This is a genomic window from Aquabacterium sp. J223, assembly GCF_024666615.1.
In the GTDB taxonomy this organism is placed as follows: Bacteria; Pseudomonadota; Gammaproteobacteria; order Burkholderiales; family Burkholderiaceae_C; genus J223.
This window is the reverse complement of record NZ_CP088297.1, coordinates 3,245,758-3,259,461: the sequence shown is the minus strand read 5'-3', so window position 1 is coordinate 3,259,461 and position 13,704 is coordinate 3,245,758. Positions and strand designations below refer to the sequence as shown.

14 protein-coding genes and 1 pseudogene are annotated in these 13,704 nt (G+C 69.2%); 8 read left to right on the top strand and 7 right to left on the bottom strand.

The genetic code is table 11. The features are described 5' to 3' along the window. Window positions 1–14 precede the first annotated feature (14 nt). Window positions 15–599 carry a superoxide dismutase gene (locus LRS07_RS15495; protein ID WP_260498884.1) on the top strand — a complete coding sequence of 195 codons (585 nt, stop codon included), beginning with the start codon at window positions 15–17 and terminating at the stop codon, window positions 597–599. A gap of 62 nt (window positions 600–661) precedes the next feature. On the opposite strand, the gene LRS07_RS15490 is transcribed toward LRS07_RS15495, so the two are convergent. Further along, window positions 662–1,021, bottom strand: coding sequence for a DUF192 domain-containing protein (locus LRS07_RS15490; RefSeq protein WP_409450551.1), 360 nt, complete (start codon window positions 1,019–1,021; stop codon window positions 662–664). A gap of 269 nt (window positions 1,022–1,290) precedes the next feature. Between LRS07_RS15490 and icd the strand changes: the two genes are divergently transcribed. Beyond that, the gene (icd, locus tag LRS07_RS15485; RefSeq protein WP_260498883.1) at window positions 1,291–2,544 is read left to right on the top strand and encodes an NADP-dependent isocitrate dehydrogenase; all 1,254 of its coding nucleotides are present in this window, start codon (window positions 1,291–1,293) and stop codon (window positions 2,542–2,544) included. 330 nt (window positions 2,545–2,874) lie between these two features. Here the strand turns inward: icd and LRS07_RS15480 are convergent. Further along, window positions 2,875–3,048, bottom strand: a pseudogene (locus LRS07_RS15480) (cold shock domain-containing protein); the annotation flags it as partial. Between the two features lie 259 nt (window positions 3,049–3,307). Here LRS07_RS15480 and clpS point away from each other — a divergent pair. After that, a complete protein-coding gene (gene clpS, locus LRS07_RS15475) occupies window positions 3,308–3,664 on the top strand; it encodes an ATP-dependent Clp protease adapter ClpS (RefSeq protein ID WP_260498882.1) in 357 nt (118 codons plus the stop codon). Beyond that, complete coding sequence (gene clpA / locus LRS07_RS15470; protein WP_260498881.1) at window positions 3,661–5,961, top strand: ATP-dependent Clp protease ATP-binding subunit ClpA; 2,301 nt, start codon at window positions 3,661–3,663, stop codon at window positions 5,959–5,961. The genes clpS and clpA overlap by 4 nt, the downstream gene beginning before the upstream one ends. Window positions 5,962–6,046: 85 nt before the next feature. Here clpA and LRS07_RS15465 read toward each other — a convergent pair whose 3' ends face one another. Genes LRS07_RS15465 through LRS07_RS15445 form a run of 5 tightly spaced genes read right to left on the bottom strand, consistent with a single transcriptional unit; the run spans window position 6,047 to window position 9,333 of the window. Beyond that, the gene (locus LRS07_RS15465; protein WP_260498880.1) at window positions 6,047–6,826 is read right to left on the bottom strand and encodes a M90 family metallopeptidase; all 780 of its coding nucleotides are present in this window, start codon (window positions 6,824–6,826) and stop codon (window positions 6,047–6,049) included. Continuing rightward, window positions 6,820–7,641: a UDP-2,3-diacylglucosamine diphosphatase gene (locus LRS07_RS15460; RefSeq protein ID WP_260498879.1), complete on the bottom strand. Its 822-nt coding sequence runs from the start codon at window positions 7,639–7,641 to the stop codon at window positions 6,820–6,822. The genes LRS07_RS15465 and LRS07_RS15460 overlap by 7 nt, the downstream gene beginning before the upstream one ends. Window positions 7,642–7,662: 21 nt before the next feature. After that, window positions 7,663–8,163, bottom strand: a complete 501-nt coding sequence (locus LRS07_RS15455) for a peptidylprolyl isomerase (RefSeq protein WP_260498878.1) — start codon at window positions 8,161–8,163, stop codon at window positions 7,663–7,665. Window position 8,164: 1 nt separating this feature from the next. Continuing rightward, window positions 8,165–8,746: a peptidylprolyl isomerase gene (locus tag LRS07_RS15450; protein WP_260498877.1), complete on the bottom strand. Its 582-nt coding sequence runs from the start codon at window positions 8,744–8,746 to the stop codon at window positions 8,165–8,167. After that, window positions 8,743–9,333 (bottom strand): tetratricopeptide repeat protein, encoded by a 591-nt coding sequence (locus LRS07_RS15445; protein ID WP_260498876.1) that lies wholly within the window; start codon window positions 9,331–9,333, stop codon window positions 8,743–8,745. The genes LRS07_RS15450 and LRS07_RS15445 overlap by 4 nt, the downstream gene beginning before the upstream one ends. Before the next feature lie 205 nt (window positions 9,334–9,538). On the opposite strand from LRS07_RS15445, the gene cysS reads away from it, so the two are divergent. The 4 genes from cysS to tilS all read left to right on the top strand — a co-directional run bounded on the left by cysS (window position 9,539) and on the right by tilS (window position 13,661). After that, window positions 9,539–10,930, top strand: coding sequence for a cysteine--tRNA ligase (gene cysS, locus LRS07_RS15440; protein ID WP_260498875.1), 1,392 nt, complete (start codon window positions 9,539–9,541; stop codon window positions 10,928–10,930). Between the two features lie 5 nt (window positions 10,931–10,935). Continuing rightward, complete coding sequence (locus tag LRS07_RS15435) at window positions 10,936–11,604, top strand: DNA-3-methyladenine glycosylase family protein (protein ID WP_260498874.1); 669 nt, start codon at window positions 10,936–10,938, stop codon at window positions 11,602–11,604. 133 nt (window positions 11,605–11,737) lie between these two features. Further along, the gene (locus LRS07_RS15430) at window positions 11,738–12,709 is read left to right on the top strand and encodes an acetyl-CoA carboxylase carboxyltransferase subunit alpha (protein ID WP_260498873.1); all 972 of its coding nucleotides are present in this window, start codon (window positions 11,738–11,740) and stop codon (window positions 12,707–12,709) included. A gap of 7 nt (window positions 12,710–12,716) precedes the next feature. After that, on the top strand, window positions 12,717–13,661 hold the full coding sequence (gene tilS / locus LRS07_RS15425) for a tRNA lysidine(34) synthetase TilS (protein WP_260498872.1): 945 nt from the start codon (window positions 12,717–12,719) through the stop codon (window positions 13,659–13,661). The last annotated feature ends 43 nt before the right edge of the window (window positions 13,662–13,704 follow it).

The window sequence follows — 13,704 nt, the reverse complement described above, 5'->3', positions numbered from 1 at the left end:
GAAAGGACCTGCCCATGGAACACGTGCTTCCCCCGCTGCCCTATCCGCACGAGGCGCTGCAGCCGCACCTGAGCCGCGAGACGCTGGAGTACCACCACGACAAGCACCACAACGCCTATGTCGTGAACCTCAACAACCTGCAGAAGGGCACCGAATTCGAATTGATGGACCTGGAGTCCATCGTCAAGAAGTCGTCCGGCGGCATCTACAACAACGCCGCGCAGATCTGGAACCACACCTTCTTCTGGAGCTGCATGAAGCCGGGCGGCGGCGGCGAGCCGAAGGGCGCGCTGGCCGAGGCCATCAACAAGAAATTCGGCTCCTACGCCGCCTTCAAGGAGGCCTTCGCCAAGTCGGCCGCCGGCAACTTCGGCTCCGGCTGGACCTGGCTGGTGAAGAAGGGCGACGGCAGCGTCGACATCGTCAACATGGGCGCCGCCGGCACCCCGCTGACCACCGGCGACACCCCGCTGCTGACGCTGGACGTGTGGGAGCACGCCTACTACATCGACTTCCGCAACCAGCGCCCCAAGTTCATCGAGACCTTCCTGAACTCGCTGGTGAACTGGGACTTCGCCGAGAAGAACTTCGCCGGCTGACCGCAGGCGCACACGCGAAAGGGCCGGCTTGCGCCGGCCCTTTTTCCATGGGTGAAGGGTGTTCAGGGCTTGCTGAAGGGCGGCCCGGCCAGGCGGCTGCCGGCGACCAGCCCCCGTTTGGCGAACCAGCCCTGGTTCATCTCCAGGGCCATGCGCACCGGCTCCGTCGCGCAGTGCGAGTCGGTGGTCTGCGGCTTCATGTCGGCGATGTTGACGATGCGGCCGTCGTCGGCGACGAAGGCGATGGACAGCGGCAGCAGCGTGTTGCGCATCCAGAAGCAGTGTGTCGCCGGCGCCTCGAAGATGAAGAGCATGCCGTCGTTGGCGCCCATCTCGCGCCGGTGCATGAGGCCGACCTGTCGCTGCGCCTCGGTCTGCGCCACCTCGGCGCGGATCATGTGGAAGCCGGCGCGCAGCGGCACGGTGGGCAGCGGCGGCTGGGGGGCCGGACTGGGCGAACGCCAGGCCCGCGGCCAGCAGTGCGAGCGACGCCACGGGGGTCGCCAGGCGGCGGGCGAGTCGGCAAACGGTCGGCAGCATCAGGAGGGACGGCCCTGGACGACGGGCCGCGATTATCGGCGGCGAGCCGGCCGGCCAGACCGTGCCCTGACATAAAATCGGCACCCCCATCGACCCGGGCCGTCGGCGCCACCGGGCTCGTTCACCCCGTTCACTCCCAACACCAGCGCACATGTACCAGCACATCAAGGTGCCCGAGGGCGGCCAGAAGATCACCGTCAACGCGGACTTCTCCCTCAACGTCCCCGACCAGCCCATCATTCCCTACATCGAGGGCGACGGCACCGGCATGGACATCACGCCGGTGATGCTGAAGGTGGTCGACGCGGCGGTCGAGAAGTCGTACGGCGGCAAGCGCAAGATCCACTGGATGGAGGTCTACGCCGGCGAGAAGTCGACCAAGGTCTACGGGCCCGACGTCTGGCTGCCGCAGGAAACGCTGGACGTGGTCAAGGAGTACGTGGTCTCGATCAAGGGCCCGCTCACCACCCCGGTGGGCGGCGGCATCCGCTCCTTGAACGTGGCGCTGCGCCAGGAACTGGACCTGTACGTCTGCCTGCGGCCCATCCAGTACTTCAAGGGCGTGCCCAGCCCGCTGAAGGAGCCGGAGAAGACCAACATGGTGATCTTCCGCGAGAACTCGGAGGACATCTACGCCGGCATCGAGTACGAGGCCGAGAGCGACAAGGCCAAGAAGCTGATCAAGTTCCTCATCGACGAGATGGGCGTCAAGAAGATCCGCTTCCCCAACACCTCCGGCATCGGCATCAAGCCGGTCAGCCGCGAGGGCACCGAGCGCCTGGTGCGCAAGGCGATCCAGTACGCGATCGACAACGACAAGCCCAGCGTGACCATCGTGCACAAGGGCAACATCATGAAGTTCACCGAAGGTGGCTTCCGCGACTGGGCCTACGCGCTGGCCCAGCGCGAGTTCGGCGCCGAGCTGATCGACGGCGGCCCGTGGTGCAAGTTCAAGAACCCGAAGACGGGCAAGGACATCGTCGTCAAGGACTCGATTGCCGACGCCTTCCTGCAGCAGATCCTGCTGCGCCCGGCCGAGTACAGCGTCATCGCCACGCTGAACCTGAACGGCGACTACGTCAGCGACGCGCTGGCCGCGCAAGTCGGCGGCATCGGCATCGCCCCCGGCGCCAACCTGAGCGACTCGGTGGCCATGTTCGAGGCCACCCACGGCACCGCGCCTAAGTACGCCGGCAAGGACTACGTCAACCCCGGCTCCGAGATCCTGTCGGCCGAGATGATGCTGCGCCACATGGGCTGGACCGAGGCCGCCGACCGCATCATCAGCTCGATGGAGAAGTCCATCCTCAGCAAGAAGGTCACCTACGACTTCGCGCGTCTGATGGACGGCGCGACCCAGGTGTCGTGCTCGGGCTTCGGTCAGGTGATGATCGACAACATGTGATCTCCGGCCGTCGCGCGGCTCGCGCGATGGCCTTGACCGATCGAGGACCCCAGTCCGCCCCGGCGGCTGGGGTCTTTCTTTCGTGTGTCGTGGAGGGCCCCGTGGGCCTCCGCCCGCCCGGGGCCGACAGACCCGGCACCTGCGCCGCCCCGCACGGCGTGGGAGAACACAAAAACAAGGCCCGCGTCCGCGGGCCTGAGGGTGCGTCGGCCGCCGGGGTGCGGCCGGGAGACGCCGGCGGTCTAGCCGGCCAGGGCGGTCGAGCTGCTCGGCACGTCGCCGTGCACCACCCCGGCGCCTTCCAGCGGCCGGATGTTCTGCGCCAGGTCCCCCCTTGGGGCCCTGCATCAGCTCATAGGTGACCTTGGAGCCCTGCTTCAGCGTGCGAAAACCCTCCATCTGGATGGCGCTGAAATGGGCGAACACGTCCGCGCCGCCGCCTTCGGGTTCAATGAAGCCGAAACCCTTCGCATCGTTGAACCACTTCACCGTTCCGACGGCCATTCGCTCACTCCTCCGGCGGCTTTGCGCCCCTTGTCTCGGGATTTTCGATGACCGTCACGAAAAGTGTCAACTTCGGAATGCACGTTCGCCCCCGATCGCGGGAGGTTGCGGCGGTGGCGCGGGATCGGGCCGCGACCTTGCCCGGCGACTGCACCCTTGTGCGGCCGCTGATCCGGGCTTGAACTGGGCGGCCGGGGCGCAACATGGGCATGAGGAATGCAACAGGGGCCCCCGAGGTGCTCTCGATAGAATTGGTCCCATGCCCGATGAACCCCTGCCTCCCACACCTCCAGGACCGGTCGACCCGAACCGGGACGAGGGGCAGGGCTCGGTCGTGGCCGAGCGAAAGCTGGCCCGAGTGCAGCCGCCGTCGCTTTACCAAGTGGTCTTGCTCAACGACGACTACACCCCGATGGAGTTCGTCGTGATGGTGTTGCAGGAGTACTTCAAGCGGGATCTGGAGACTGCAACCCAGATCATGTTGAAGATCCACCACGAAGGCCGTGGCGTCTGCGGTGTCTACACCAGGGACGTGGCGGCCACCAAGGTTGAACTGGTGCTCGCGGCCGCGCGGCGTGCCGGTCACCCGCTGCAGTGCATTATGGAGGCCGCATGATTGCGCAAGAGCTTGAAGTCAGTCTGCACATGGCGTTCGTCGAGGCGCGCCAGCAGCGGCACGAATTCATCACCGTCGAGCACCTGCTGAACGCGCTGCTCGACAACCCCTCCGCCGCGGAGGTGCTGCGCGCCTGCGCCGCGAACATCGAGGACCTGCGGAAGAACCTGACCACCTTCATCAAGGAAAACACGCCGACGGTGGGTGGGACCGACGAGGTCGACACGCAGCCGACGCTGGGTTTCCAGCGGGTGATCCAGCGCGCGATCATGCACGTGCAGTCCACCGGCTCCGGCAAGAAGGAAGTCACCGGCGCTAACGTGTTGGTGGCCATCTTCGGCGAGAAGGACTCGCACGCCGTGTACTACCTGCACCAGCAGGGCGTGACGCGGCTGGACGTCGTCAACTTCATCGCCCACGGCATCAAGAAGTCCGACCCGCCGGAGCCCACCAAGTCGTCCGGCGAGTCGTCGGGCAGCGAGGGCGAGAAGGAAGAGGCGTCCGACGGCAAGGGCTCCCCGCTGGACCAGTTCACGCAGAACCTGAACCAGCAGGCGCGCGAGGGCCGCATCGACCCGCTGATCGGACGCGAGCTGGAGGTCGAGCGCGTCATCCAGGTGCTGTGCCGCCGGCGCAAGAACAACCCGTTGCTGGTCGGTGAGGCCGGGGTGGGCAAGACCGCCATCGCCGAGGGCCTGGCCTGGCGCATCACCCAGGGCGACGTGCCCGAGGTGCTGGGCGAGTCCACCGTCTACGCGCTGGACATGGGCGCGCTGCTGGCCGGCACCAAGTACCGCGGCGACTTCGAGCAGCGCCTGAAGGGCGTGCTCAAGGCGCTGAAGGACCAGCCCAACGCCATCCTCTTCATCGACGAGATCCACACGCTGATCGGCGCCGGCGCGGCGTCGGGCGGCACGCTGGACGCGAGCAACCTGCTCAAGCCGGCGCTGTCGTCGGGTCAGATGAAGTGCATCGGTGCGACCACGTTCACCGAGTACCGCGGCATCTTCGAGAAGGACGCGGCGCTGTCGCGGCGCTTCCAGAAGGTCGACGTGGTCGAGCCGACGGTGGAGCAGACCATCGAGATCCTGAAGGGCCTGAAGTCGCGCTTCGAGGACCACCACAACGTCAAGTACGCGGTCGGCGCGCTGCAGGCGGCGGCCGAGCTGTCGGCCAAGTACATCAACGACCGCCACCTGCCGGACAAGGCCATCGATGTCATCGACGAGGCCGGCGCGGCGCAGCGCATCCTGCCGAACAACAAGCGCAAGAAGACCATCACCCGGGCCGAGGTCGAGGAGATCGTCTCCAAGATCGCGCGCATCCCGCCGGCGTCGGTCTCCTCGGACGACCGCGGCAAGCTGAAGAGCCTCGACCGCGACCTGAAGAGCGTGGTGTTCGGCCAGGAGGCGGCGATCGACGCGCTGGCGGCGGCCATCAAGATGGCGCGCTCGGGCCTGGGCAAGCCGGACAAGCCGATCGGCTCCTTCCTGTTCAGCGGCCCCACCGGCGTCGGCAAGACCGAGGTGGCCAAGCAGCTGGCCTACATCCTCGGCATCGAGCTGATCCGCTTCGACATGTCGGAGTACATGGAGCGGCATGCGGTGTCGCGCCTGATCGGCGCGCCGCCCGGCTACGTCGGTTTCGACCAGGGTGGGCTGCTGACCGAGGCCATCACCAAGAAGCCGCACGCCGTGCTGCTGATGGACGAGATCGAGAAGGCGCACCCGGACGTCTTCAACGTCCTGCTCCAGGTGATGGACCACGGCACGCTGACCGACAACAACGGGCGCAAGGCCGACTTCCGCAACGTCATCATCATCATGACGACGAACGCGGGCGCCGAGACCATGAACAAGTCGACCATCGGCTTCACCACCGCGCGCGAGGCGGGCGACGAGATGGCCGACATCAAGCGCCTGTTCACGCCGGAGTTCCGCAACCGACTGGACGCCATCGTCAGCTTCCGGCCGCTGGACGAGGAGATCATCCTGCGGGTGGTCGACAAGTTCCTGCTGCAGTTGGAGAGCCAGCTCGCCGAGAAGAAAGTGGAGGTGGCCTTCACCGACGCCCTGCGCAAGCACCTGGCGGCCAAGGGCTTTGACCCGCTGATGGGCGCGCGGCCGATGCAGCGGCTGATCCAGGACACCATCCGCCGCGCGCTGGCCGACGAGCTGCTCTTCGGCCGGCTGGTCGACGGCGGCCGGCTGACGGTGGACGTGGACGCCGACGGCAACCCGGTGCTGGACATCCAGCCGCCGCGCAAGAGCGCCAAGGCGGAGCCGGCCACGGCCTGACGGGCGCGCGACACCGGCCGCGCTGGACGGGGCGCCCGCAAGGGCGCCCCTTTTCATGGCTCGGCCGGTGGGGCCGCGCGGCGGTTCAGGCGGCCGCCGGGTCCTGCCGGTAGAAGCCGGTCAGCAGCCCGTACAGCGCCGGGTGTTGGTCCCGCAGGTCGACCGGTGCGACGAAGAAGGCTTCGGAGGCGACGGCGAAGAACTCCTCCAGCCCCTCGGCACCGTACGGGTCGAGCAGGGTGTCGTCGCCGGCGATGACGCGGCGGCAGAAGTCGTCGTAGGCCGGTTCGAGGACACCGCACCAGCGCCGGCGCGCGGTGGCGTCGGGCAGCAGCGGCACGCCGTCGGCCAGACCGTCCTCCATGTCCAGCACATGGGCGAACTCGTGGATCACCACGTTGTAGCGCCAGGCGGCCAGTTCGCCGGCGTCGCGCGCGTCGGCCCAGGTCACCATGACGGGGCCGCCCTCCATGGCCTCACCGGTCAGCGGCTCCTGCCAGCGGTGCACCACGCCCGTTTCGTCGACGGCCTCGCGTGGCGCGAGCACCTCGTCGGGGTGCACCACGAGCCCGACGAAACCGTCGTAGCGCTCGAGCCCGAGGGCCAGCACCGGCAGGCAGGCCTGGGCGGCGATCGCCACCGCGATCTCGTCGGTCAGTTCGAGCCCGCCTGCGGCACTGAACCGCTTGCGGTCGAGGAACAGGCTGGTCAGGCGACGCAGCCTGTCGCGGTCGGCCTCGCTGCGTCGGGCCAGAAAGGGGTAGCGCTGCAGCGTCAGCGACCACAGCGTGTCGGGGATGGCACGGCGCTGCAGCGCCCGGGCGTCGCGCCGCTGGCGCCAGTGCCCGAGCAGGCGGCTCAGCACGGTGGCGGGGTTCGAACGTCCTTGGACGCCGCCGCGCTCACCACGCCGGGGCCCGGTCGGCGCAACAGGCCGGCGGCGGTCAGGCGCAGCACGTCCGCGCGTGCGGGCTGGTCGGGTTCGTCGTAGGACCAGTCCGAGAGCACCCAACGTTCGCCGCCGCCGGGCAGGTCGTGGCGGTCGGGCCGGTGGGTGTGGCCATGGACCATGACGGCCGCGGACGCGCGGTCCAGCCAGCGGGCCGCCTCCGGCGCGTCGACATCGGCCCAGGCGGCCGGATCGAAGCCGCCGGCCCCGGCGGCCTCGCCGCGCTTGGCGTCGCTGACCTGGCGCAGCTGCCGCGCCAGCGCGGCGCGCTCGTCGAGCGGGCGTGCCAGCACCTGCTGCTGCCAGGCCGGGCTGCGCAACACGCTGCGCAGGCGCTGGTAGGCCTCGTCTTCCAGGCACAGCGCATCGCCATGCGTCAGCAGCAGGCGCCGGCCGAAGGCGGTGAGCAGCGTCGGGTCGTCGAGGGCCTGCACGCCGGACTCGGTCAGCATCGCGTCGCCGACGAGGAAGTCGCGGTTGCCTGCCATGAACGCCAGCCGGCGGTGGCGGCCGGCCTCGCGCAGCACCGCGATGCACTGCTGCTCGAAGGCGCCGTTGCGGGCGTCGTCGCCGATCCACACCTCGAACAGGTCGCCGAGCATGAACACGGCGTCGGCGTCGGTCTCCAGCAGCGCCGAGCGCCAGGCCTCGAAGGTGCGCGGGTGGTCGGCGCTCAGGTGCACGTCCGACAGCAGGTCGATCGCCCGCCAGCCGGCGGGCGCCTCGAACACCGGAACGTGGTCAGTCGGCAATCAGACCTCGGTGGCCTTTTCGATCACCACGTCGTCCAGCGGCACGTCGTCGTGGAAGCCACGGCGGCCGGTGCGCACCTTCTCGATGGCGTCGACCACCGCCTGGCCCTCGACCACCTCGCCGAACACCGCGTAGCCCCAGCCCTGGCTGGACTCGGAAGTGAAATCGAGGAAGCCGTTGTCCTTGGCGTTGATGAAGAACTGCGCGGTGGCCGAATGCGGGTCGGACGTGCGGGCCATGGCCAGCGTGTACTTCTTGTTCTTCAGGCCGTTGTTGGCCTCGTTGGCGATCGGCGCTTCGGTGGGCTTCTGCTTCATGCCGGGCTCGAAGCCGCCGCCCTGGATCATGAAGCCGGGGATGACGCGGTGGAACACCGTGCCGTCGTAGTGGCCCCGCTGCACGTAGCCGAGGAAGTTGGCCACGGTGGCAGGCGCCTTGGCATCGTCCAGCGCGATGCGGATCACGCCATGGTTGGTCGTCATCTCGACGGTCTTGGTCATCTCATTTCTCCACGGTGGCTTGACGAAGGACCACCGGCTGCAGCGGCACGTTCTGGTGCATGCCGCGGTTGCCGGTGGCGACCTTGCGGATGCGGTCGATCACGTCCAGCCCCTCGACCACCCGTCCGAACACGGCATAACCATGCCCGTCCGGACGCGGCGCGTCGAGGTTGGGGTTGTCGACCACGTTGATGAAGAACTGCGCGGTCGCGGAGTTCGGGTCGGAGGTGCGGGCCATCGCGACGGTGCCGCGCAGGTTCTTCAGCCCGTTGCCCGCCTCCAGCGGGATGGGGTCGCGCGTCGGCTTCTGACGCATCTCGGCGTCGAAGCCGCCGCCCTGGATCATGAAGCCGTCGATCACGCGGTGGAACACGGTGCCGTCGTAGTGGCCGGCCTGCACGTACTGCAGGAAGTTGGCGCTGCTCTTCGGCGCCTTGGCGGGATCAAGCTGCAGGACGATGTCGCCCTGGCTGGTGGCCAGCTTCACCTTCTGCGCGGCGGCAGGAAGCGCCGTGGTGCAGATCAGGGCGGCCAGCGCCAGCCCGGGGACGACGTTCAGGCAGCGGCGCAAGGTGAGGGTCATGGGCGTGATGGACAGCAATGGAGGGACCGACGATCGCCGCTCTTCAGCGTGACGCGCCGGCGGAGACGGTGGGGGGAGAGCAGCAGTTCGCGCGCCAGCCGCAGCTTCTGTTGCAACCCCTGGGGGGCCATGCCCTGCGGTGGCAGCGCACGCTGGTAGGACTGCTGAGCCATCCGGACGTACAGGTCGCCCAGGTTCTCGTGCGCCACGGTGTAGGCCGGGTCGTTGCGCAGCGCCGACTCCAGCGCCTGGCGCGCCATCTCCAACCGGCCCTGTCCGGCGTAGAGCACCGCCAGGTTGTTGTACGGCTCGGCGAGCTGGGGGTGGTCACGCAGCAGGGTGGTCAGCGCCTCGATGGCGTCGTCGCGGCGACCGCTGTCGGCCAGGATCACCGCGCGGAAGAAGCGCAGGTCGGCGTCGTCGGGCTTCGCCGTCAGCGCGCGCTCGACGCGCTGCAGCGCGGTGCCCAGGTCGCCGCTGCGGTGCAGGCGCTGGATGGCCAGCAGTTCCTCGGTGACCGCCGCCTGGCCCCAGCCCGCCGCCAGGCACAGGCCAGCGATGACGAGCAGGCGGGCAACGAAGGACATCATGATGGGCAGGTGCTGGCGAGGGCGGCGTGCGGTGCACTGGCTACGAGGCCCCCCGCTATACTGAATTCGATTGTAGCGACGGCCCCTGTGACGGCCGGCCGCACGGTGGCGACGGCACCGCCCGGTCGTTGTCCTCTCCGCCCTTGACCGCACCCAGCCCGGCGCCAACCGCAGCGCCTGCGCCAGCACCGCCCTCCGGCCGATGACCCTGCGCATCCACAACACGCTGACCCGCGCGGTCGAGCCCTTCGAGCCCATCGAGCCCGGCCATGTGCGCATGTACGTCTGCGGCATGACCATCTACGACCTGTGCCACATCGGCCATGCCCGCATGATGATGGCCTTCGACGTGGTGCAGCGCTGGCTGCGTGCGGCGGGGTACCGCGTGACCTACGTGCGCAACATCACCGACATCGACGACAAGATCATCCGGCGTGCGCTGGAACGGGGCATCCCCATCCGCCAGCTGACCGCCGAGATGACCGAGGCCATGCACGAGGACGTGGCGGCGCTGGGCATCGAGCCGCCGACGCACGAGCCGCGCGCCACCGAGCACGTGCCGCGCATGCTGGAAATGATCGGCGCGCTGGAGGGCAAGGGCCTGGCCTATCGCGCACCGAACGGCGATGTGAACTTCGCGGTGCGGCGCTTCCCCGGCTACGGCAAGCTGTCGGGCAAATCGCTGGACGAGCTGCGCGCCGGCGAGCGGGTGGCGGTCAACGAAGGCAAGGAAGACCCGCTGGACTTCGTGCTGTGGAAGGCCGCCAAGCCGAGCGAGCCGGCCGACGCGCAGTGGCCTAGCCCGTTCGGCGCCGGCCGCCCCGGCTGGCACATCGAGTGCTCGGCGATGAGCTGCGCGCTGCTCGGCGAGCACTTCGACATCCACGGCGGCGGCATGGACCTGCAGTTCCCGCACCACGAGAACGAGATCGCGCAGAGCGAGGGCGCCAGCGGCCGGCCCTTCGTCAACGTGTGGATGCACAACGGCTTCGTCAACGTCGACAACGAGAAGATGTCCAAGTCGTTGGGCAACTTCTTCACCATCCGCGACGTGCTCAAGCGCTACGACGGCGAGACCCTGCGCTTCTTCATGCTGCGCACCCACTACCGCAGCCCCTTCAACTTCAGCGACGCCCACCTGGACGACGCCCGCAATGCCCTGCGCCGGCTCTACACCGCGCTCGACAAGGTGCCGGCCGACGCGGCCGAGGTGGACTGGTCGCTGCCGCAGGCCGCGGCCTTCCGCGCGGCGATGAACGAGGACTTCAACACCCCGGGCGCCGTGGCCGCCTTGTTCGACCTCGCCGGCGAGGTCAACCGCGGCGGCTCGTCGCGGGTGGCCGGCCAGCTGAAGGCGCTCGGCAAGGTGCTGGGCCTGCTGCAGCAGCCGCCGCTGGACTATCTGCAAGGCGGCAAGAGCGAGCTGCAGGCGGCGGTCATCGAGGACATGGTCTCAGCGCGCGCCGAGGCGAAGAAGGCCAGAAACTTCGCCGAGGCGGACCGCATCCGCGCCGAGCTTGCCAGTTACGGCATCGAGCTCAAGGACTCGGCCCAGGGCACCACCTGGGTCGCGGTCGGCGGTTCCAAAGGCTGACGCCGGTGGTCCGGGGCAGCGCCAGGGCGGTGGCGACCGTCGTCACGCCAGACTACTGGGACGAGGCCTGTCGTCACCTGTCGCGTCGCGACCGGGTGATGAAGAAGCTGATCCCCCAGTTCGGCGAGGCTCGCCTGCAAAGCCGCGGCGATGCCTTCACCACGCTGGCGCGCTCCATCGTCGGCCAGCAGATCTCGGTCAAGGCGGCGCAGTCGGTGTGGGAGCGTTTCGTCGCCGCGGTCGGCGCCGGGTCCAGCACCCGGGTGCAGCCGCAGGCGGTGCTGGCGCTGGACGGCACCGCGCTGCGCGCGGCCGGGCTGTCGGCGCGCAAGGCCGAGTACCTGCTCGACCTGGCGCAGCACTTCGAAGGCGGCCAGGTGCACGTGCGCCAGTGGCAGCAGATGGACGACGAGGCCATCATCGAGGAACTGGTCGCCATCCGCGGCATCGGCCGCTGGACCGCCGAGATGTTCCTCATCTTCCACCTCATGCGGCCCGACGTGCTGCCGCTGGACGACGTCGGCCTGCTCAAGGGCATCTCGACCAACTACTTCAGCGGCGAGCCGGTGTCCCGCGCCGAGGCCCGCGAGTTGGGCGACGGCTGGTCGCCGTACCGCTCGGTGGCCACTTGGTACATTTGGCGCAGCCTCGATCCGCTGCCGGTCGCCTACTGACCTGACCAGAAGACACATGAGACACGGGTGTTCAACGCTCCCCCTGCGGGCCGAGCGCCGGGCCGCTCCCAAGCCGGCCCGCCATCCCCTCGGGGGATCGGCCGGCGTACTCGACGGACGAGGGGCAGACATCATGAGCAAAAGACACTTCCTCGAGTTCGAGCAGCCCATCGCGGAGCTGGAATCGAAGATCGAAGAGCTGCGCTACGTTCAGAGCGAGTCCGCGGTCGACATCTCCGAAGAGATCGACCGGCTGGACAAGAAGAGCCAGCAGCTCACCAAGGACATCTACGCCAAGCTGACACCCTGGCAGGTGACGCTGATCGCCCGCCACCCGCAGCGGCCCTACACGCTGGACTACGTGAACGAGGTGTTCACCGATTTCCAGGAACTGCACGGCGACCGCCACTTCGCCGACGACCTGTCCATCGTCGGCGGCCTGGCCCGCTTCAACGGCCAGGCCTGCATGGTGGTCGGCCACCAGAAGGGCCGCGACACCAAGGAGCGCGGGCTGCGCAACTTCGGCATGTCGCGGCCGGAGGGCTACCGCAAGGCGCTGCGGCTGATGAAGCTGGCCGAGAAGTTCGGCCTGCCGGTGTTCACCTTCGTCGACACGCCGGGCGCCTACCCCGGCATCGGCGCCGAGGAACGCGGCCAGTCGGAGGCCATCGGCCGCAACATCTTCGAGATGGCGCAGCTCGAGGTGCCCATCATCACCACCATCATCGGCGAGGGCGGCTCCGGTGGCGCGCTGGCCATCAGCGTGGCCGACCAGGTGCTGATGCTGCAGTACTCGGTGTACTCGGTGATCTCGCCCGAGGGCTGCGCCTCCATCCTGTGGAAGACCGCCGACCGCGCCGCCGACGCGGCCGAGGCGCTGGGCATCACCGCCCACCGCCTCAAGGCGCTGGGGCTGATCGACAAGATCGTCGCCGAGCCGGTGGGCGGCGCCCATCGCGACACCAAGCTGATGGCCTCGCAGCTCAAGCGCGCGCTCAACGACTCGCTGCGGCTGCTGCTCGACCTGAAGCCGAAGGAGCTGCTGCAGCGCCGCTACGAGCGGCTGCAGTCGTACGGCCGCTTCGGCGACACCAAGGACCACTGAGGCACCGATGAAGACCGTCGCGGTCGCCCACAGCGGCGGCCGCGATTCGACCGCGCTGCTGCACGCCGTGTGTGCGCAGGCGCGGGCGCTGCGCCTGCGGGTGGCGGCGCTGCACGTGCACCACGGCTTGCAGCCGGACGCCGACCGGTGGGTGCGCCATGTGCAGCGCCAGTGCGCCCGCTGGGCCGCGGCCGGGGCGCCGCTCGAGTGCCATGTCACCCGGCTGGCCGGCGCGCCGGCGCCGGGCGACAGCGTCGAGGCCTGGGCCCGGCGCGAGCGCTATGCCGCGCTGGCCCGCATGGCGCGGGAGGCGCATGCCGGCCTGCTCCTACTCGGCCACCACCGCACCGACCAGGCCGAGACCGTGCTGCTGCAGGCGTTGCGCGGCGGCGGCCTCACCGCGGCCGCGGCGATGCGCGGGCAATGGCGCCAGGACGGGCTGACCTGGGCCCGGCCCTGGCTGGACCATCCGCGTTCGGCCATCGAGGCGTACGTGCGCCGGCACCGCCTGCGCTACGTCGACGACCCCAGCAACCAGGGCGACGCATACGGCCGCAGTCGGCTGCGGCAGCGGGTCTGGCCGGCGCTGGTGCAGGCCTTCCCCGAGGCCGAGGCCCAGCTCCACGCCAGCGCCCGCCATGCCGCGCTGCAGGCCCAGGCGCTGCGGGACTGGACCGCCGCCAGCCTGCTCGACCTGCTGGACGGGCGGCCCGACGGCGAGGCGCTGCCCATCGAGCGCCTGCAGCGCTTCAGCCCGGCGCAGCAGGCGCTGCTGCTGCGCGACTGGCTGGCGCCGCGGCTGCCGCTGGGCGTGCCCTTCTCGCTGCTGCAGCGGTTGCCGGCCGAACTGGCGAAGGCGCGTTCGGGGGCGACCTGGCCGGTGCCGCAGGGCCGGCTGGTGCGTCAGGGCGGCTGGTTGCGCTGGACCGCGGGAGGGCAGGGCGCGAACTAGAATCGCGGGTTTGCGAGCCGCGAGGCCGCCTCATCCTTTCCAC